We start from the raw sequence: 19796 nt of genomic DNA, 5'->3' as shown, positions 1-19796 counted from the left end.
TATTTATAGTTGAACATAAAATGATTTCTTTCCTAGAGTCTCACAGTTTTTTTAGCTATGATCTAGGCTTGGTTCAATATATATAAGTAAATTGGAGTGTGACGTGAAACCAGTTCGTCTGGCAATCCTCGGTCTTGGTACTGTGGGTGGTGGTGCCCTTAAACTACTAAATGAAAATGCTGCTGAGATTAAACGTCGCACCGGTCGTGAAATTCAAATTACCTATGTCGGCACACGCCGCCCTCGTCCAGACTTAGACTTAGGCGATGAGGTCAAGCAAAGTGCTGACTTACTCGACATTGTGCGTCAGCCTGATGTCGATGTTGTGGTTGAAGTCATGGGTGGCATCCACCCTGCATATGAAGTGATTAAAGAAGCCATTTTACATGGTAAACAAGTGGTCACCGCGAACAAAGCTTTACTTGCTGAACATGGTAATGAGCTGTTCAAACTGGCGGATGACAATGCCGTGCAAATCGCCTATGAAGCTGCGGTTGCAGGAGGCATTCCCATCATTAAAGTGATGCGCGAAGGCCTAGCGGCAAACAAGATTAATTGGTTAGCAGGTATCATCAATGGTACAGGTAACTTTATTCTGACTGAAATGCGTGAAAAAGGTCGTGCCTTTGCCGATGTGCTCAAAGAAGCACAAGAGCTGGGTTATGCCGAAGCTGATCCAACTTTTGATGTCGAAGGCATTGATGCTGCACATAAACTCACGATTTTAGCATCGTGTGCTTTTGGTATTCCACTACAGTTTGACAAAGTCTATACCGAAGGCATCAGTAAAATCACAGCACAAGATGTGAAATATGCTGAAGAGCTGGGTTTCCGTATTAAGCACTTGGGGATTGCGCGTCGCGCAGCGAATGGCATCGAACTTCGTGTTCACCCAACGTTGATCCCTGCGGAAGAACTGATTGCCAATGTCAACGGTGTTAAAAATGCTGTCTTGGTACAAGCCCATGCTGTCGGCCCAACCTTATACTATGGCGCAGGCGCAGGCGCAGGCCCAACTGCCTCTGCGGTTGTTGCAGACGTCATTGATATCGTCCGTGATATCTCTTATACCGAAGATGGTGCTGGAACGATTCCACAACTGGCCTTCGAAGCACTAACCAATGTGCCCATTTTAAGCCGTGAAGAAATGACTACAGGTTATTACATCCGGATTAATGCAGAAGATCAAACGGGCGTCTTGGCCGATGTGACCACGATTCTCAGTCGTGCAGGCATCAGTATCGATGCCATCATGCAACAACCACGCTTGAAAGACCTTATTCCAATCGTGATTTTGACTGATCCAGTCGTTGAATCAAAAATGGACGAGGCACTTGCTCAAATTCAAGCCTTACCCGTCATTCATGGCGAAATCGTGCGAATTCGTTTAGAATCGCTTGATAATTAATCGGGTTGAGGAAAAGAACGCTCTTCTCTTCCTCTCCAAGCTCTACACACAATTGGAACATCATCATGTCGAATGCCAATCGTTATACTGGTTTAGTTGACCGTTATCGCGACCGTTTACCAGTGTCTGCAACTACTCGCGCTATTTCTTTGGGTGAAGGTAATACGCCACTGATTAAACTCGAGAACATTCCACGTTTAATTGGCAAAAATGTTGAAATTTATGTGAAGTACGAGGGCTTAAACCCGACTGGTTCATTTAAAGACCGTGGTATGACCATGGCGGTTACTAAAGCCGTTGAAGAAGGCTCAAAAGCGATTATTTGTGCCTCTACAGGTAATACATCAGCTGCTGCTGCGGCTTATGCAGCGCGTGCTGGCATCAAAGCATTCGTTTTAATCCCTGAAGGCAAAATTGCCATGGGTAAAATGGCGCAAGCAATGATGTATGGTGCCATCACCATGCAAATCCGCGGTAACTTTGATGACGGCATGCGTCTGGTTAAAGAAATTGCCGACAAAGCCCCAGTGACCATCGTAAACTCAATCAACCCATACCGTTTGCAAGGTCAAAAAACCATTGCTTATGAAATCGTCGATGAGTTAGGTCGTGCACCAGATTACCACTGCCTACCAGTAGGTAACGCAGGAAACATTACTGCACACTGGATGGGTTATACCGAAGCAGTTGCCAATCAACCTGCAGATCAATTTGAGCAAGTGATTTACAATGCTGAAACAGATCAATTCACAGGTCCAAAACCTGAAGGCCTACCAACCATGGTGGGTTACCAAGCAGCAGGTGCTGCACCTTTCTTACGTGGTGCACCCGTTGAAAACCCTGAAACAGTTGCAACAGCAATTCGTATTGGTAACCCACAAAGCTGGAACCATGCGAAAGCAGTGGTTCGTGACTCTCAAGGTTGGTTTCATGAACTGACTGATGCAGAAATTTTAGAAGCACAGCGTTTACTTTCAATGTATGAAGGTGTCTTTGTAGAACCTGCTTCTGCAGCATCTATTGGCGGCGCAATCCGTGACATCAAAGCCGGTAAAATTGCAGAAGGTTCTGTGATTGTCTGTACCGTGACAGGTAATGGTCTAAAAGACCCAGATACTGCGATCAAACAGTGTTCTGATGCGGTCATGCTGTCAATCGATGCAACTTTAGAACAAGTTCGCGATTCAATTCTTTCAAACATGTAATTGAGAGAAGACAATAAAGCCCTGCATATGCAGGGCTTTTTTATGACTCAATTTTTGTTGTTGAGTGAACAAAAACAAAGTCGGGTTAAATACGTTTTGGTAATTGGCTTGCCCAGTTCATTAGGCGCGTTGCATCATTGGTACGTGCTGCAGATGAGTCCGCGCCCAATAACACCACCACTGCTGGACGGTTATTTAAAGTGGTATGCATCACCACACAACGACCGGCTTCATTAATGAAACCTGTTTTTGAAATATTAATATTCCATCCACCGTTACGAACTAATGCATTGGTATTATTTGATTTTAATACACGATAACCCAAGTTAAAATCATAGCTTGCTGTGGTTGAGAACTGACGAATCAGACCATATTGTGATGCGGCATTGACTAAAATACCCAAGTCACGTGCTGAAGCGACATTACCTGGATGTAAACCTGTAGATTCCATATAATGGGTTGAAGTCATACCCAAGGATTTTGCTTTGGCATTCATCGCCGAAACAAAGGCTGAGCGACCACCCGGATACGTCCGTGCAAGCGCTGATGCTGCTGGGTTTTCTGACTTCATTAATGCAAATAACAATGCTTCTGCACGGTTCATATTGTCCCCTGCACGCAGTGACGAGCTTGAACTTTTACAACCCGAACAGGAAAAGTCCGCTTGCTGTAAAGTAATGTTTTCAGACATATTTAAACGCGCATCTGAAATCACCACCGCCGTCATCAGCTTAGTAATCGAAGCAATTGGCAGCGCGGTATTACTGTTTTTACTGTACAGCACTTCACCTGTATTGCCATCCATCACCAGTGCTGCACGAGCATTCACACTGGGTTGGTTGGAATATTTCGAGGTATCGAAAATTTGTACCGTTTTTGAGGTACTGTTGTTCGTCACCACACCATTGGAACTGCGAATACTGGTGGTGACTTTTGTTGAACCCTGAGGAGCGTACTCTTCAGGATCTTCCATAAGATCATCATTCAGAAACTGTTCTGCATCTGCTGCAGACCAGCTCATGCTTGCTTGGCCAGGGCCCGAGCCCGGGTTTATCACCAAGTCTGCAAAGCTATGGGTACTGACCGTCGTTGCAATCGACAATCCCAATAGATGCATTAAAAATTTATTTGATTTTTTCACTTTTCTTCACTCAACTTCATAACCCATAAGATACATTTGCGTATTCACGCCAATATGCCTTACATTTGTACACAATGCGAACAGCATTGACGTCGACAGCGTGCATATCTTTTCAAATAAGCCTAAGAATAGGATTGCTAATTTTGTCGTTTCATTGCAAGCTTATTTTGCTTTATGTAACAAAAAATATGGTTTTTATAGTGAGGAAGAGCTAGGTGATCACAGTTTTAGTGGTAGATGACCATGAGTTAGTACGTACAGGGATTTGTCGAATGCTCGAGGACCATGCCGATGTTCAAGTTATTGGCCAAGCTGAATCTGGTGAAGAAGCAATTAACCTCGTCCGTCAACATCACCCAAATGTGGTTCTATTAGATGTCAACATGCCAGGTATTGGTGGAGTTGAAACCACACGCCGCTTACTACAAACCGCACCCGAAACCAAAGTACTGGCGGTCAGTGGTCTAGCTGAAGAACCTTATCCTTCCCTGTTACTCAAAGCAGGCGCCAAAGGCTACATTACCAAAGGTGCACCTGTGACCGAAATGGTACGTGCGATTAATAAAGTGATGCAAGGCGGCAAATATTTCAGCGCTGATATTGCTGAACAACTGGCCAGTTCTTATCTATCGGATACACAAACCTCACCTTTTGATGCTCTGTCTGAACGTGAAATGCAGGTGGCGATGATGGTCGTGAATTGCATTAGTGCACAGGAAATTTCTGACAAGCTTTTTGTGAGCGTAAAAACGGTCAATACTTACCGTTACCGAATTTTTGAAAAGCTCAACATTGACAGTGATGTTAAGCTGACTCACCTTGCTATTCGTTATGGCTTAATCAAACCCTGATGCAAGCTGACTAACACCCGCATGCTGCAATACTCAACCAATATTCAGTTAAATCAATACCGTTTAGGTGTTTGGTATGCGTCTTATCGACTGTTTATTGGTTGTTGTTTGTTGTTGGTTTATCTGCTGACCTATGAGCAGTTGTTTTCGAATTATCAATATCCAGTATTGTATCGTTCTGTCCTGATTGGCTTTATTTTTATCAGTGCCTTTCAGCTATTGAACCTCAAGCATGTGCGCAAGCGCATATCACTTCAGCTCACCTTGTTGTTTATTGTCGATGTCATTAGCCTCAGTTTACTCACTTTCGCAACCGATGGTCCGAACTTACAGTTAAGTTTATTGTTTGTGATCACGATCTTTGCCGCTTGTGTATTGGTCGATAAACAAAAAGCGCTCATCATTACCTTGATTGCTGTGATTACGCTGGTTTATCAACACTTTATTGGAACGCTATTTTCAATTAGTTCATTGAATACCATTGGCAACAGTGCCGTGCTCGCCTTTTTGTTCTTTGTGGTTTATGGGTCTGGACAAATTGCAGTCCGACGTTTTCAAGTCCTTGAAAATTTAAACTTCTATCAATCCCAAGAACTGGACCAACTACAAAACATTAACCGTTATATTTTAGAGCAAACCGAGCTCGGCTATTTGGTGCTCGATGAAAACTGCCACATGGTGCTGAGTAATCCTGCCGCATGTACATTATTGGGCATCTCCCCAATTTATGCCTATGACAAATATCCTTTATATAAGGCACAGCCTGATTTATTTGAACTCCTCAAATTCGACCAGCTGAAGAATGGAGAAAAATTCCAATTTACATCTCAACTGAGCCGCTTTCAAATTCAGATCGAAATTCAAAAACTACAAGTCCCGAATCAGACACTGACTTTATTAGTCCTGCAAGATGCACAAAAAATTAATCAACGTGTACAACAACTCAAGCTGGCTGCACTAGGTCAACTTTCTGCGAGCATTGCACATGAAATTCGCAACCCACTAGCAGCCATCACGCAAGCCAATGAATTAATGCAAGTCAATGACCCACAACAAGAACTGTTGCAGAACATGATTGCCAAACAAGCCTCAAGGATTGATAAAATTATTGGCGATACACTGAGCATGGCACGCAGTAAAGAAACCTATCCGACCTTAATTGATGTCGCCGCTTTTTTAGAAGATTTTATCGTTGAAGATTTGTCCGATGTCAAAGATCAAATTGATTACCGCATTTCCGATCAAGCTCAGATTCAGTTTGATGAACAACAACTGAGACAAGTGCTGATCAACCTGATTCGAAATGCCATCCGGCATAATGCAACGGAAGCTGAACATATTCAAATTCGCGTCTATAGCTATAAAAACCTTGTTCACATTGAGGTTTGCGATTTTGGAGACGGGGTCACCAAACAGGATCAAAGTACCCTGTTTCAACCGTTTTTTAGTACCGCCATTAATGGAACTGGGTTAGGATTATATTTATCCCATAGTTTCTGCGAAGCCAACCAAGCTAAGCTATACTATGTAGAACAAAAAATAGGGGCATGCTTTCGGATTGAATGCCCCCGTATAAACAATGACGTGTAATTTTTGGGGTTAACCGTGGAAAAAAAACCACTTGTTTTATTGGTGGATGACGAACAAGACTTATGTACACTGATGCAAATGTCTTTAAGTCGGATGGGGATTGATACTCATATTGCCTATCGCTTACAAGAGGCGGTTCAAGCCCTAAAAACGCATCAATATGATGCCTGTCTAACCGATCTCAATTTACCCGATGGTAATGGTCTGAGCTTGGTCGATTTTATTGCTCAAAATTATCCTAATTTACCTGTTGCAGTGCTAACTGCTTACGGCAATATGGATATTGCGATTGCAGCACTTAAAGCTGGTGCTTTTGATTTTGTCAGCAAACCGATCAACCAAAAACATTTAGAGCAACTTTTACAAAAAGCTTTTAATCAACCCATCAGTCAGCTGCATATCCAAGAAGATACGCTTGAACATCGTCTGCTGATTGGTCAGTCCCTTCCTATTCAACAGCTACGCATCACCTTAAAGAAAATTGCACGCTCGCAAGCCCCTGTCTTTATTACTGGTGAATCGGGGACTGGCAAAGAAGTGGTGGCTAATCTGGTACATCGCCTGAGTAATCGTAATGAAGGGCCATTTATTGCCATTAACTGCGGTGCCATACCGACTGAACTGATGGAAAGTGAATTGTTTGGGCACCGTAAAGGTAGCTTTACAGGGGCGACTCAAGACAAACAAGGGCTGATTCTATCTGCACATGGCGGCAGTTTATTTTTAGATGAAATTGCCGAGTTACCGCTCACTATGCAGGTGAAACTACTACGTGCGGTACAAGAAAAACGCATTCGCCCCATTGGGAGTGACACCGAAATTGATGTAGATTTCCGTGTGATTAGTGCCAGTCATCAAGACTTAGAAGCACTGGTGCAACAAGGCAAGTTCCGTCAGGATTTATACTTCCGCATCCATGTCATGGACATTGTGCTGCCTGCTCTACGTGAGCGTGGCAATGACATTATTCTTTTGGCGCAACATTTCATTCAGAAAATCTGCCAAGAATGGGACATCCCAGTCAAATCACTGAGTGAACGTGCACGTGAATTTTTATTGGCCCAATATTATCCAGGTAATGTGCGTGAACTACGTAATATGATGGAACGCGCCATCACCTTAAGTGATGAAAGCAGTATCGACTTACCACACTTGCAAACAGCCCCACTGCGACCAATTGCTCAGACTAACTATGCCAATGCCACCCAACAAGGTACTGTTGGCAATGATCAACTCAGTCATGTGCCTTCGCGTAAATTGCCCGAAGAGGGTTTAGAGCTGTATTTAGAAAAAATTGAAAAAGAAATTTTGATGAATGCGCTCAATCTCACTCATTGGAACAGAACACTAGCAGCTAAAAAGCTCGGTATGTCTTTCCGTTCTTTACGTTATCGCTTGAAGAAATTCGGGCTAGATGGCGAAGACGATTCCGTTTAAAGGCTTAACGACGGTTAATTAGAATCTCTGCCACATGTTCAACATAGCTTTCGTCTTTGATTTCATGTGGCATCGGATACACTTGATTCGGTGCAATCCCCACCCCCTCAATCATTTGTCCACTTGGGGTGTAATAGTGTGATACGGTCATTTGTAAGGCGGCACCATTGGAAAGCGGAAACAGTTTTTGCACCACGCCTTTACCATAACTTTTTTCACCCATCACCCACGCCCGTCCATGCTCCTTCAACGCAGCGGTAAACACTTCCGCGGCCGATGCAGAGCGGTCATTGATTAAAATTCCTACTTTCAAGTTTTGAAACTCAAAGCTTGGTAAGGCCTGAAACTGCTGATCACCCTCAGAGCGGCTTTTCGTTGAAACAATCACCCCTTGATTTAAGAATAAATCAGCAGATTCAACTGCGGCAGACAAGAGCCCCCCGGGATTATTTCTGAGGTCAATCAAGACCGCTTTTAAACGCGAAGACTGATGCTCTTCTATCAGTTGCTGAATTTCATTGGCCGTGTCCTGCTGAAACACACGCACCTTAAGCACCAAAACTTGGTTATTCAACAATTGCGCCTGAATATCGGTTTCAACCTTTTTGGTTCGGACTAAATTGATCGGCGTTGAATTGGCTTTCAACTGCAGGCTGACGGTACTACCAATCGCCCCGCTGAGTAATTCATTGACTTGAGCATGGTTGAGCTTGCGAAGCTCTTGATCATCCACTTTAAAAACGGAGATCCCATTTCTTAAGCCCAGTTTGCTGGAATCTGAGTCAGGTTTTAATCCACGAATCAGCCATTGTTGTAAGCGAGAATCCAACTCCAAACTGAAGTCAACTGAAGCCAAATCCCCTTCGGTATACTGCACCAGTTGTTTATATTCTTGAGGAGATAAATAGCGAGAATAACGGTCTAAGCCACTGACTAAACCTTTAATCGCTTGTTGAAACAGTGCTTCATCACTGCGTTCAGCCACATAATTGTCTTTGACTAAACCGTAAATTTGCACAAATTGTTGAATGGATTCAATCGGAACCTCAACATAGCCTTGTTCCAATTCATCATCAAAAGCGGGGGCTGCGGCTGTTTTTGCAACAGCCCCCATCGGGTGGATCAAAGCAAAACCTAAAGCAATCACTACACCTATTGAAGTCCACGATGCTTTTGCCATTTATCCACCCAAATTGATTTATACGTCTAATGTAATTAAGTTACGACCTTGCATTTCTGTAGGAACAGGAAGATGCATCAAGCTTAACAATGTTGGTGCGACATCGGCTAATACACCACCTTCCGCAATCGTTGCTGAAGTAGGACCAACATAAATGAACGGAATAAGTTCAGTGGTATGTTGAGTATGCACCTGACCACTTTGGTAATCTTGCATTTGTTCAACATTACCGTGATCGGCTGTAATTAACATATGGCCTTTTTGTGTCATCACCGCTTCGTATACTCGACCTAAACACGTATCCACCGCTTCAACCGCTTTAACCGCAGCATTAAACACGCCCGTATGACCCACCATATCGCCGTTGGCATAGTTCACCACCAATAGATCAAACTCGCCTGAGTTAATTGCAGCAACCAATTCATCGGTTACTTCATAGGCGCTCATTTCTGGCTTGAGGTCATATGTTGCAACGCTTGGTGATGGAATTAAAATACGTTTTTCACCTGGATATTCATCTTCACGACCACCACTGAAGAAGAATGTCACATGTGCATATTTCTCAGTTTCAGCAATACGTAATTGGGTTTTACCAAGGTCTGAAAGATATTCACCAATCGAGTTTTTTAATGCTTCAGGCATATATGCCACAGGTGCATCAATACTCGCTTGGTAGCGTGTCAACATCACAAACTTAGACAGGTTTGGTACAACTTTACGCTCAAAGCCTGCAAAATCTTTTTCAACAAACGCTTTGGTAATTTCACGCGCACGATCCGCACGGAAATTCATAAAGACAATGCTGTCACCATCTTGAACTTTCACGGCATCGCCAATGCGTGTTGCTTTGACAAATTCATCAGATTCATCTGCTGCATAAGCTAACTCTAAACCTTCAACAGCAGTTTGTGCTGTACGTGCAGCTTCACCTTCAGTCAGTAGACGATACGCTTGTTCAACACGATCCCAACGATTGTCACGATCCATTGCAAAGTAGCGACCAATCATTGTCGCAATACGACCTTGATTTGGATATTGAGCAAACAATGCATCTAATTTTTCTAAAGAAGGCTGTGCACTGCGTGGTGGGGTATCACGACCATCTAAAAAGGCATGGAGATACACAGTTGCACCGCGTTTTAACGCAAGTTCAGCCATGGCAACAATATGATCTTCGTGTGAATGCACCCCACCTTCAGATAATAACCCCATGATGTGCAACGCACCACCCGCGGCTTTGGCTTTTTCAACGGCATCAACCAAAACTTCATGTTCGAAAAAAGCACCCGTACGAATATCTTTAGTGATTCGGGTAAAGTCTTGATAGAGCACACGCCCTGCGCCCAAGTTCATGTGACCCACTTCAGAGTTGCCCATTTGGCCATCTGGCAGCCCCACGTCTTCACCAGAACCTGAAATTAAGCTATGCGGATGCTTTGCTTCAATCGCTGTTAAATTCGGTCGATTCGCTGCTAAAAAAGCATTGTCTTCAATCGCTTCACGGTGTCCCACACCATCCATAATGACCAGTACGTGAGGGATTTTCCCAGCAGTTGCATCCGCCATAATAAGCACTCTTTTTTTGTCTACAAATTTATCGCTCTATCTTACCGAATTTTCGGTCAAGACTCTATGTAAGCATGATGGTTTAACACCATTATCCGCATTGTTTTCTTTAATATCATACAGTTATCTCGCACGTTGTAATAAATAACCACCTGCGACAAACATCAGTAAAATCGGCACAAAAACAAACCATGCGGGTGAAGGCGAATACACCAAACTTGCATAACCCAAGAAGTCTTGTAGGTAAAAGAAACCTAGGCCCGTAAACAGTGCAATCACCAAACGAAAGCCCATCGATTGTTGGCGCAGTGGGCCAAAAATAAAGGAACAAGCAATCAACACCAAAGCAATCAAGGCAAATGGAGAGGCCACTTTCTGCCAAAAAGCCAACTGATAAGTTTTAGGCACTTGGCTATATTCATGCATATAGCTCATGAAACTGACCAATTGACTCGGTGAAAGGTCTTCAGGATCAATCGTCACCATGTGCACATACTTCGGTTGCAGTGCCAGTGCCAAAGGCGTTTTAGCGGCCTTTTGTGCCGTAGCGTTGCCTGTCGGCAGTAAATCAACTTGGGCCGTATTTTCTAAAATCCAATGACCATCTTGCACAAACTGACCTTGCTCAGCATTTAAAACGCCTTTCAAACGAGCATTATTATCAAAGTCGACCACTTGCACATTTTTCAGCTGACCTTGAGAGTTGGCATAATCGACATAAATAAAACGCTGCCCTTCTCGTGTCCAGTAACCACGTACTTCACCAAGTTCAGCCGCAGTTCGATGGCTTTTCACACCTTTGGCTTGCTCATTGGTATATGGAATCACCCATTCACTTAAAGCAAATGACAGTACCACCAAAATTAAAGCCGAACGAATCACCCAACCAACAATCCGCCAAAGACTCACCCCCACCGAGCGCATCACAATCAGCTCACTGTTTGAAGCCAAAGTGCCGAGGCCCAATACCGAGCCAATTAACGCGGCAATCGGTAGAATCTCATAGAGATATTGCGGTGCTCCCCACAGTACATAACGTAAAGCATCCCAAGCACCATAACCTTCTTTAAGGGAGCCTAGCTCACCCAAATAGGTAAACAGAATTTGCAAGACTGATAAAATAGCGGTAGCACCCAGCATCGCCATCGCGGTGGTTTTAGTCACATGTTTTGCGACTATACGACGTGCGAACATGATTAAGACCCCGCTCGTTGTAATGTTTTCTTAATTTTCGGGGCCAGCTTTTGTTTACGCGAAAACAAAGCCGCTGCTATCGCATAGATCACCAAGATCATTGGATAAGCCCAAATCCCCATTTCTTCTTTACTGACTCGGGTTTTAATGGCCATCAGCGCCACGATTAAACTGGCAAAAATAAGCAATGCAGGGAACAGCTTTAAGTAACGTCCTTGGCGTGGACTCACTTCAGATAAAGCCACAGCGAGGAGCAACGCCACTACAATGGCAAACGGTACAAAAATACGCCAGCCCAACTCACTCGCCACGACAGGATCATTACGATTATCCCAAAGTTTCATGGTAGACAATGCTTCAACATCAGCACTTTCAAATTTCCCTTCTTTATCATTTTCTAAACGTAGGCGATAAGACTGAAACTCGGCTTGGCTATAACGTGGCTGTCCCGGATAAATTTCATAACGGCGACCTTGCACCAAATCCACCACATTGGCTGGATCGTTTTCAATTTCAACCCGCGTGGCTTCTTTGGCCAAAATCATGACATCAGGCTTACCTTCTGCTTCAGCGCGTTGATAGAAGAAGATGTCTTTGAGGTTTTTACGGTCTTCGGATAAGTCACCCGCATAAATGGTATAAGGACCCGATGAAATAAACTCTTTGGGTCGAACCAAATCAAAACCTGTACGCACCGCCTGACTGGTGGTGAGCTGCTCAAACTGACGAACACCCCACGGCGCCATCCAAAGCATCAACACGGCTTGAACAGCAAGAAACACCACAGTCATAGGAATCAGCAGTCGCCCCAATTGATTACGACTGACGCCACTGCCATTGAGTACTGCCATTTCATGATCGACATACAGACGACCAAAAACCAGCATCAGTCCAATAAAAAAGCCTAGAGGAAGAATCAGCGTTAAAAATTCAGGCAAACGATAGCCAATAATGCTAAATAAAATACCTGCATCTAAGCGACCCTGCGCGGCTACGCCAAAATACTTGATCAAACGACCGCCCATCATGATCAAGGTCAATAAGGCGATCACAACCAAGGATGTCGACACCACTTGTTTGACCAGATAACGCCGAATAATCAAATTAATTCTTCCAAAAATAGGTGAATAAAAACTAGCGCTAGTTTACCCGAATAGTGAAAATATAAAACCTGTACTCTTGTTGCACTTTGCAACTCTATTCATGTTAATGTTTCAGTGGTTTAATCATTTTCAAACTTTATAAGGCTTAAATAAAACTTATGAAACTCTCTATTAATACGTCATTCACAGAGAATACGTCTAGCCAATTTTTGTTGATATTAGTAGATTCTGAAAACACGCAACACCTTGCAAATGCTTATCAAATTAATGATTTAAACAACTTAATTGAAGCGACTCAGTTTAAAGCTGCGTTCAATGAAACCTTGAGCCTGATTGGTCAAATTCCAACAAGCCCCAATGCAGCCTTGGTCGGTGTCGGTAAAGCAACTGAATTACAAGCAGCAAAGCTGGTGAAAATTGCTCAAACCATTATCAAAGCTTCACAAAAAAAATTCAAACACATCAGTCTTGACCTTTCAGCCCTTCCAGCTGAACTCCATTATTTATTTTCCCTCAGTTTGACGCAAGCGGCATATGCTTTTGATGAATTCAAATCGAAAAAAGCAGACAACGTGCTTGAACAGATCAGCCTCATTGCCGCCCAGTCCCCGCTGAATGCTGCACAACTTAAATTGATTGAAGCCGTGCAGTCAGGTCAAAGCTTTGCACGTGATTTAGGCAACCGCCCGGGCAATATCTGCTTCCCTGAATATTTGGCAGAGCAAGCCTTAGAACTGGCAGCCCAATATCCTGACCTACTCCGTGTTAATGTCCTTGATGAGCAGCAAATGGCTGATCTGGGCATGCATTCCTTCCTTGCGGTGAGCAAAGGTTCAGACCGCCCAGGCCGTATCATTACCCTTGAGTATCAAGCTGAACGTTCTGAAGCCCCAGTGGTCTTGGTCGGTAAAGGAATCACCTTTGATACAGGTGGCATTTCATTGAAACCGGGCGCTGGTATGGATGAAATGAAATATGATATGTGTGGTGCAGCATCAGTTCTAGGGACACTCCGTGCTCTATGTGAGTCACGTTTAGCCATTCATGTCGTAGGTACGATTGCTGCAGCTGAAAATATGCCTTCAGGCAAAGCTACACGTCCAGGTGACATCGTGAGCACCATGAGCGGTCAAACCGTTGAAATTTTAAATACCGATGCAGAAGGTCGTTTGGTGCTGTGCGACACATTGACCTATGTAAAACGCTTTAGCCCAGAACTGGTCATTGATATTGCAACCTTAACAGGTGCCTGTGTCGTGGCACTCGGTTCAATCTTAACAGGTATGTTTACCCCAGATGACAAACTGGCGGCCGAACTGTCTGAAGCAGGTCAAAATAGCTTTGACCGCGTCTGGCGCATGCCTGTGATTGATGACTATCAAGAACAGTTAGACTCTCCATTTGCCGATATTGCCAACATTGGCGGGCCTAAAGCTGGTGCAGTAACTGCAGCGTGCTTCTTGCAACGTTTCACCCGTGATTACCGCTGGGCACATTTGGACATCGCAGGTACAGCATGGAACTCCGGTGCCAATAAAGGAGCAACCGGTCGCCCAGTACCCTTATTGATGCAATTCTTAGCTCATCGTGCGCAGTCTAATGGCTAATATTAGCTTTTATCTATTTGAACAAAGCCCTGAACGACAAGTCGAAAGTGCTTGTCGTTTATGTCGAAAAATCTTGCGTCAGCCAGAGCGAATCTGGCTGTATGCAAGCGATACTCAACTACAACAGCAATTGGATGAACGTTTGTGGAGTTTTGATGACACGAGCTTTATTCCGCATGGCATTGATCAAATCAATGCGCGCATTTGTATCTCAGCCCAATTGCCTGAGCAATCCGATTGGATTGTGTTCAATTTTAACGATCAAGCTCTTGAACAGTTCGAAAAATTTAGCCACATTATAGAAATTATTGAAAATAACGAATCGGCCAAACAACAAGGTCGTGAAAAATTTAAACAATATAGACGTCTTGGGGTTGAAGCTCGAACCTTCAAGCTTTAATTGATTCCCCCGTCTAAATAAGGAGATGCGTAGTGGCATTGAATGTTGGTCCAGATTTTAAACAGCGCTGGTTAAATGTACCTGATGCTGTTCGTCAGGCCTTTATTGATGACCTGAGTCGCGTCTGCGATGTACTCAAACCTGAAACAGGTTTACACAGTTGGATTGAACAAGACCAACGCGCTCAAGCCGTCTCTACCCAAAGAATTGAACAAGCGTATGCCGATCTGAAAGCACAGTTGATTGAAGAAGCGCGAATTCGTAAACAACAAGCGTTGGAAAAATCACTGGCAGACAAACGCGCAGCTCAGGAAGCTTATGCGGAGAGCCTCAAAAAAGACGAAATCCGTCAGTTCAATGAGCAAACCCAAGCTTTAAATGTGATGCGTCAAAGTGTCGATCAGGAAATTTTGAGCTACACCGCACGCTATGAGAAAACGCCTGAACAAGCTCTGGACTATGCCAAAGGTAAATTTGGCATTGATGATTCACAAATTTTGTCTGAATTAGAAAGTGTGCGTTTACGTTTAGAGCTTGAAGCGGAAACCTTAATTGAAGAGTCCGTCGCCAGCTATCGCAGTAAGCTACAAGCCGCGGCTCAAGAGGAAATTGACTATATTTTGAAAAATTCAGACTTTTCTGATGAAGCGGTTTCTGACTCTGCTTAACAGACCTTGACTTCCACTTAAACTCACTTCGGTGAGTTTTTTTATGCCCGCTTGTTTTGCTCGGCTGATGTAGTCTGTCTCGATCTCAAACCAACACATCAACCATAAACGATAAGGTATTACCCACACCATAACCAATCGCCAACAAACTACCAATCCAAATCAGACCACCGGTCACGTTGTACCACATAAAAGTCGCCAAGCTCATATGCCCTGCGCCCGCGGCAAAAGGCGCGAAAGAACGTACAAAAGGAATAAAACGTGCCACTAAAATGGTTTTACCGCCATGCTTTAAGAAATATTGATTGGTCTTCATCATATATTCGGGTTTCAACCAACGTGAATGCTGATGGGCAAATTTAAAGCCCAACTTCTGACCCGTATAATAATTGACGATATAACCCAATACCGCAGCAATCATCATCAAAATACCCATGGTATGGATATGGATTAAATCCGAGCTGGAACATAGGGCACCAATGGCAATCAGTAAACTGTCACCCGGCAAAAAGAACATAAAAACGAAGCCCGTTTCTGCAAAAATAATCAGAAAAAGAATCGCATAAATCCAAAGGCCGTATTCTGCAAGCAGTACGGGCAATAATTGTTCTAGATGGAGAAAAAAATCAATCATTGTCACCGATCCGTGCAATGAACTGCGTACTATCTTTCATCATACTCAATTGCTTACCTATTCATTTCAAAAGAAAAACTCCCTCATTTTGGGCAAATAGGGAGCTCATCTTTTGTCTATTCTTGCTGCAATCTAAACGATTTTTCTATTTCAAGAAACCATTTTGTGCCAAAAAGTCTAAACTAATTTTAGATTGTGGGGGAGTTTCCGCAGCTTTATCGCCCATCATCAACCGTTCAATGTAGCGTGCTAACACATCCACTTCAAGGTTCACTTGACTACCTGCTTTCCACGTTCCAATGTTGGTTCGTTCAGCCGTATGCGGAATTAAATTGAGGCTTAAAATACGCCCACGCAAATGATTAATGGTTAAACTGATCCCATCGACCGTAATCGAGCCTTTTTCTGCCAAGTAACGTGCAATCTCAGCTGGCGCAGTCACTTCAAAATAAAGCGAACGTGCATCTTCACGCACAACGGTGATTTCACCCACAGCATCGACATGACCTGACACAATGTGTCCACCAAACCGTGTGGTGGGCAACATCGCCTTTTCCACATTAACACGTTGTCCAACTTTCCAGTGAGCCAGTGTGGTTCGGTTTAAACTTTCACGTGAGACATCGGCAGCATACCAGTGCTCACCCCAGTCAATCACCGTGAGGCAAATGCCATTGGTGGCAATCGAGTCACCCAAATGTACATCTGACATATCCAGATCCGTACCAATGCGCAACTGCACATCGCCACCGACATTTTGTACGCTTTCAACTGTGCCTAGACTTTCGATGATCCCTGTAAACATTTCTGACTTCTACCTCTATATTTTTACCACAGCGCCAACTGTGTCGTAACCCCAGATGTATCGACCCCACCCAATTCGGCATAATGGTACAACTGCCCCAGTAGCTGACGAATTGGCGGACCTGACTTGGCATGGGTATCGGTGATCACAATAAACTCTAACACACGCGCACGCTCAGACTGACGCTGCTTACTCACGCGATAACGTGGTACATCCTGCGTTAATAAAGTCACGCGACCTCGCTCCAAATTGGCTTTGAGCAAGTCTCCTGCTTCAATATTACCATCGGTTGAATAACTGGTCAGAATGTAACGTGCATTGATGGTCGAAAGTAATTTTTCATATGCCTCTTTGGCATACTTTGACGAGTTATAAGGGCTCGGACGCTCTTTGCGCCACGCACGGTCAATTCCGCTTTTAAAACCTTTGGTGTCTGGTGTTGGTAAATCTACCTGATCCCATAGTGTTAAAGCATTTAAGACATGATAGTTACTGCTGTAGGCATGCTGGTTATAGGGTGGATCTAGATAGGCTACATCGACCTCAAAACTACTCATTTGATTTGCCAAATGCTGCGCATCGACACACCACATTTCAGCCATCGGGTTCTTTTGCTTATTATCACCCACTTCACTAAAACGACTTGGAGTTAACCACAACAAGGATTCAATCCGCTCTAGCGCTGTTTGGGTTTTACCGCCCCAACCGTGGTGGAAACTTTTAAAGACGCCGGAAGTATTGCTGACAAAACTTGCAGAATACAGCAGCGGTGCCAGTAAAGCAGACATCTCCACATCATCGATTGCCCCTTGTGCCTGCCATGTGGCAATTTGCTGACGAATCGCATCGATACGCATGCCGTTGCGACGCTTGAAGAACAAACGATCTCGGCTTGGATCATAAATCTCATCATTTCGCGGACACAGATTATGCGTTACCCAGCCCTTAACTTCAGGCAAGCGGTTTAAATAATCAATGGCTTTTTGATAACCACCTAACTCTTTAAATGCAGGCGCTTCGGTACAGGCCAAAATGGCATGGTTCAAGGCATGACTATACGGTTCCCAGTCATTGGCAATCACCCGATAACCATTTTGACGCGCCAAACGCGAGACCACGCCCGAACCTGCAAAGAAGTCAGCAAAAATAGGGGCACGACCATCTGCACGGTTTAAAGTCCCTGTACTCTCAAGCGCTTCTAAAATCAGATGCAACAAACGGCGCTTATTCCCCAAATAAGGAACAAGTTGATGAAATAGATATTCATCGGTGGTACGTGCCGCGTGACGACGTTTATGATAAACCGTAGACTCTGAACTCATAATGACTCTTGAGAAGGGATAAGCGTTAAGCGCACATCATCACCCAATTGTGTGACATCCATAAGCTTAAAGCGGAGTTGCTCTGCCATCTGAGAAAACTCAGCATTGAACATTGCACGTGCAGACTGACCCAATAAGGTCGGTGCTACATAACTAATCATTTCATCGACCAACTTTTCTTGTAAAAAAGCTGTTGATAACGTTGCACCTGCTTCAACCATGACATCGTAAATTTGATGTGATTGAACCAACTGCTTTAATAACTGATCTAAAGGCTGGACAGCAAACTGTAGCACGCCTAAATCAGCCAATGCTTGACGATAAGGCCCCATCACCATCACGGTATTCGGCTGCTGTAAAATTTGGGCCGTCAGCGGCAAGCGGCCTTGACGGTCTAACACCAGACGTTTCGGTTGTACAACCGTTGTCAGATCCACAACACCCTGAAGCTGTCTAACATTGAGCTGCGGATCATCGGCCAATACGGTTTCAATGCCCGTGATCACGACACCAGAAATGGCACGAAAATGCTGGACATCCAACCGTGCTGCTGGGCCTGTAATCCATTTCGACTCACCCGAAGCCATCGCTGTTCGACCATCTAAACTAGAGGCAACTTTTAAACGCACATAAGGCATGCCAGTCGCCATGGCTTTAAAAAAACCAGCATTCAACTGATGTGCTTCGGTTTGACAAATACCGACATCGACCTCAATGCCTGCTTCTTTTAAAATTTGTACCCCTTTACCGGCCACCAAGGGGTTGGGATCTGGACAGGCAATCACAACGCGCGCCACACCTGCCTCGACCAAACCTTTGGCACATGGCGGTGTACGCCCATAATGCGCACAAGGTTCTAAAGTGACATAAGCCGTTGCGCCTTGGGTCTGTTCGCCCGCTTCGCGCATCGCAAAAACTTCTGCATGGGGCTGACCCGCTTGAGGGTGATAACCTGTCCCCAACAACTGCCCATCTTTGACAATGACACAGCCTACATTTGGATTTGGCTTGGTGCTGTATTGACCTTGCAGTGCTAAAGCAATCGCTTGTTTCATCCAAGCTTGGTCAGCGTGTAAAGCACTAGACTGTAATTCAGACATGGATGACAACTCGCTTAATGTTCACGTTGTTGCATTTGTTCAATTTGGTGACGAAAGGCATCAACATCTTGAAAGTCTTGATAGACCGATGCAAAACGCACATACGCAACATGATCCAACGAAAATAAAGATTGCATAACAATTTCACCAATGGTGCGTGATTTCACATCACGCTCACCTAAACGGCGGATTTGTAGCTGAATATCGCTTAAGACGGTTTCAATTTGCTCTTGTGTCACGGGACGTTTTTGTAAAGCATGCATCAAGGAACGACGCAGTTTTGCTTCATCAAAAGGTTCACTTTTGCCATCCGACTTGATCACACGAGGCATGACCACTTCATAACTTTCAAAGGTTGTGAATCGTTCACCACAACTAATACATTCACGACGACGACGAATTTGACAACCTTCAGCGGCCAAACGTGAGTCGATCACTTTACTGTCTTCAGCGTTGCAAAATGGACAATGCATAGTGGTTAAATTGAACAAATTTGAATGGTTTTAGAGTGTAGCAAAAATTCAGTGTTTTGTAGAGTTTTACGCTAGATATAGAAAAAAAACAGCCCTTTCGGGCTGTTTCACA

At 44.1% G+C, this 19796-nt stretch carries 18 protein-coding genes; 8 read left to right on the top strand and 10 right to left on the bottom strand.

Translation table 11 applies throughout. The features are described 5' to 3' along the window. Nucleotides 1–103 precede the first annotated feature (103 nt). Together ACG9ZB_RS11025 and thrC are read left to right on the top strand one after the other, a co-directional pair. Complete coding sequence (locus ACG9ZB_RS11025) at nt 104–1408, top strand: homoserine dehydrogenase (protein ID WP_125273421.1); 1305 nt, start codon at nt 104–106, stop codon at nt 1406–1408. A 65-nt stretch (nt 1409–1473) separates the two neighbouring features. Then, on the top strand, nt 1474–2613 hold the full coding sequence (thrC, locus tag ACG9ZB_RS11020; RefSeq protein ID WP_419325795.1) for a threonine synthase: 1140 nt from the start codon (nt 1474–1476) through the stop codon (nt 2611–2613). 85 nt (nt 2614–2698) lie between these two features. Here thrC and ACG9ZB_RS11015 read toward each other — a convergent pair whose 3' ends face one another. Then, nucleotides 2699–3754, bottom strand: coding sequence for a serine hydrolase (locus ACG9ZB_RS11015; protein WP_419325794.1), 1056 nt, complete (start codon nt 3752–3754; stop codon nt 2699–2701). 215 nt (nt 3755–3969) lie between these two features. Between ACG9ZB_RS11015 and ACG9ZB_RS11010 the strand changes: the two genes are divergently transcribed. The 3 genes from ACG9ZB_RS11010 (at nt 3970) to ACG9ZB_RS11000 (ending at nt 7632) form a co-directional block, all read left to right on the top strand. After that, the gene (locus tag ACG9ZB_RS11010) at nt 3970–4605 is read left to right on the top strand and encodes a response regulator (protein ID WP_004692836.1); all 636 of its coding nucleotides are present in this window, start codon (nt 3970–3972) and stop codon (nt 4603–4605) included. Nucleotides 4606–4626: 21 nt separating this feature from the next. Next, nucleotides 4627–6195 (top strand): sensor histidine kinase, encoded by a 1569-nt coding sequence (locus ACG9ZB_RS11005; protein ID WP_419325793.1) that lies wholly within the window; start codon nt 4627–4629, stop codon nt 6193–6195. Nucleotides 6196–6267: 72 nt separating this feature from the next. After that, nucleotides 6268–7632: a sigma-54-dependent transcriptional regulator gene (locus tag ACG9ZB_RS11000; protein ID WP_419325839.1), complete on the top strand. Its 1365-nt coding sequence runs from the start codon at nt 6268–6270 to the stop codon at nt 7630–7632. A 4-nt stretch (nt 7633–7636) separates the two neighbouring features. Here the strand turns inward: ACG9ZB_RS11000 and ACG9ZB_RS10995 are convergent, their stop codons facing one another. The 4 genes from ACG9ZB_RS10995 to lptF all read right to left on the bottom strand — a co-directional run bounded on the left by ACG9ZB_RS10995 (nt 7637) and on the right by lptF (nt 12675). After that, on the bottom strand, nt 7637–8812 hold the full coding sequence (locus tag ACG9ZB_RS10995) for a S41 family peptidase (protein ID WP_419325791.1): 1176 nt from the start codon (nt 8810–8812) through the stop codon (nt 7637–7639). An 18-nt stretch (nt 8813–8830) separates the two neighbouring features. Next, nucleotides 8831–10378, bottom strand: a complete 1548-nt coding sequence (gene gpmI, locus ACG9ZB_RS10990) for a 2,3-bisphosphoglycerate-independent phosphoglycerate mutase (RefSeq protein ID WP_419325789.1) — start codon at nt 10376–10378, stop codon at nt 8831–8833. A gap of 123 nt (nt 10379–10501) precedes the next feature. Continuing rightward, a complete protein-coding gene (gene lptG / locus ACG9ZB_RS10985; protein ID WP_218289288.1) occupies nt 10502–11572 on the bottom strand; it encodes an LPS export ABC transporter permease LptG in 1071 nt (356 codons plus the stop codon). Between the two features lie 2 nt (nt 11573–11574). Next, on the bottom strand, nt 11575–12675 hold the full coding sequence (lptF, locus tag ACG9ZB_RS10980) for an LPS export ABC transporter permease LptF (RefSeq protein ID WP_419325786.1): 1101 nt from the start codon (nt 12673–12675) through the stop codon (nt 11575–11577). Between the two features lie 158 nt (nt 12676–12833). Between lptF and ACG9ZB_RS10975 the strand changes: the two genes are divergently transcribed. From ACG9ZB_RS10975 to blhA, 3 genes are read left to right on the top strand one after another with little or no spacing between them, the layout of a single operon-like run. After that, the gene (locus ACG9ZB_RS10975) at nt 12834–14282 is read left to right on the top strand and encodes a leucyl aminopeptidase (RefSeq protein ID WP_419325785.1); all 1449 of its coding nucleotides are present in this window, start codon (nt 12834–12836) and stop codon (nt 14280–14282) included. Next, the gene (locus tag ACG9ZB_RS10970) at nt 14275–14682 is read left to right on the top strand and encodes a DNA polymerase III subunit chi (RefSeq protein ID WP_114836628.1); all 408 of its coding nucleotides are present in this window, start codon (nt 14275–14277) and stop codon (nt 14680–14682) included. Before ACG9ZB_RS10975 ends, ACG9ZB_RS10970 begins: the two co-directional genes overlap by 8 nt. Before the next feature lie 32 nt (nt 14683–14714). After that, a complete protein-coding gene (gene blhA, locus ACG9ZB_RS10965; protein WP_419325784.1) occupies nt 14715–15350 on the top strand; it encodes a cell division protein BlhA in 636 nt (211 codons plus the stop codon). 85 nt (nt 15351–15435) lie between these two features. Here the strand turns inward: blhA and ACG9ZB_RS10960 are convergent, their stop codons facing one another. The 5 genes from ACG9ZB_RS10960 to nrdR form a co-directional block, all read right to left on the bottom strand. Further along, a complete protein-coding gene (locus tag ACG9ZB_RS10960) occupies nt 15436–15984 on the bottom strand; it encodes a VTT domain-containing protein (RefSeq protein WP_004692848.1) in 549 nt (182 codons plus the stop codon). Between the two features lie 145 nt (nt 15985–16129). Then, on the bottom strand, nt 16130–16789 hold the full coding sequence (locus tag ACG9ZB_RS10955; RefSeq protein WP_419325782.1) for a riboflavin synthase: 660 nt from the start codon (nt 16787–16789) through the stop codon (nt 16130–16132). 23 nt (nt 16790–16812) lie between these two features. Next, nucleotides 16813–18111, bottom strand: a complete 1299-nt coding sequence (locus tag ACG9ZB_RS10950) for a DNA adenine methylase (protein ID WP_004692850.1) — start codon at nt 18109–18111, stop codon at nt 16813–16815. Next, nucleotides 18108–19211, bottom strand: coding sequence for a bifunctional diaminohydroxyphosphoribosylaminopyrimidine deaminase/5-amino-6-(5-phosphoribosylamino)uracil reductase RibD (gene ribD, locus ACG9ZB_RS10945; RefSeq protein WP_419325781.1), 1104 nt, complete (start codon nt 19209–19211; stop codon nt 18108–18110). The genes ACG9ZB_RS10950 and ribD overlap by 4 nt, the downstream gene beginning before the upstream one ends. A gap of 14 nt (nt 19212–19225) precedes the next feature. After that, nucleotides 19226–19684 carry a transcriptional regulator NrdR gene (gene nrdR, locus ACG9ZB_RS10940; protein WP_004692852.1) on the bottom strand — a complete coding sequence of 153 codons (459 nt, stop codon included), beginning with the start codon at nt 19682–19684 and terminating at the stop codon, nt 19226–19228. Between the last annotated feature and the right edge of the window lie 112 nt (nt 19685–19796).

This window comes from Acinetobacter johnsonii, assembly GCF_048551975.1.
Classification (GTDB): Bacteria; Pseudomonadota; Gammaproteobacteria; order Pseudomonadales; family Moraxellaceae; genus Acinetobacter; species Acinetobacter johnsonii_A.
This window is presented reverse-complemented; position numbering and strand designations above follow the sequence as displayed.

Bases quoted from the DNA above. Each gene is read 5' to 3' on its own strand.
- thrC (WP_419325795.1), top strand. From the start codon at position 1,474: ATGTCGAATGCCAATCGTTATACTGGTTTAGTTGACCGTTATCGCGAC.
- ACG9ZB_RS11005 (WP_419325793.1), top strand. From the start codon at position 4,627: ATGCTGCAATACTCAACCAATATTCAGTTAAATCAATACCGTTTAGGT.
- ACG9ZB_RS11000 (WP_419325839.1), top strand. From the start codon at position 6,268: ATGCAAATGTCTTTAAGTCGGATGGGGATTGATACTCATATTGCCTAT.
- ACG9ZB_RS10995 (WP_419325791.1), bottom strand. From the start codon at position 8,812: ATGGCAAAAGCATCGTGGACTTCAATAGGTGTAGTGATTGCTTTAGGT.
- gpmI (WP_419325789.1), bottom strand. From the start codon at position 10,378: ATGGCGGATGCAACTGCTGGGAAAATCCCTCACGTACTGGTCATTATG.
- lptG (WP_218289288.1), bottom strand. From the start codon at position 11,572: ATGTTCGCACGTCGTATAGTCGCAAAACATGTGACTAAAACCACCGCG.
- ACG9ZB_RS10975 (WP_419325785.1), top strand. From the start codon at position 12,834: ATGAAACTCTCTATTAATACGTCATTCACAGAGAATACGTCTAGCCAA.
- ACG9ZB_RS10970 (WP_114836628.1), top strand. From the start codon at position 14,275: ATGGCTAATATTAGCTTTTATCTATTTGAACAAAGCCCTGAACGACAA.
- ACG9ZB_RS10960 (WP_004692848.1), bottom strand. From the start codon at position 15,984: ATGATTGATTTTTTTCTCCATCTAGAACAATTATTGCCCGTACTGCTT.
- ACG9ZB_RS10955 (WP_419325782.1), bottom strand. From the start codon at position 16,789: ATGTTTACAGGGATCATCGAAAGTCTAGGCACAGTTGAAAGCGTACAA.
- ACG9ZB_RS10950 (WP_004692850.1), bottom strand. From the start codon at position 18,111: ATGAGTTCAGAGTCTACGGTTTATCATAAACGTCGTCACGCGGCACGT.
- ribD (WP_419325781.1), bottom strand. From the start codon at position 19,211: ATGTCTGAATTACAGTCTAGTGCTTTACACGCTGACCAAGCTTGGATG.
- nrdR (WP_004692852.1), bottom strand. From the start codon at position 19,684: ATGCATTGTCCATTTTGCAACGCTGAAGACAGTAAAGTGATCGACTCA.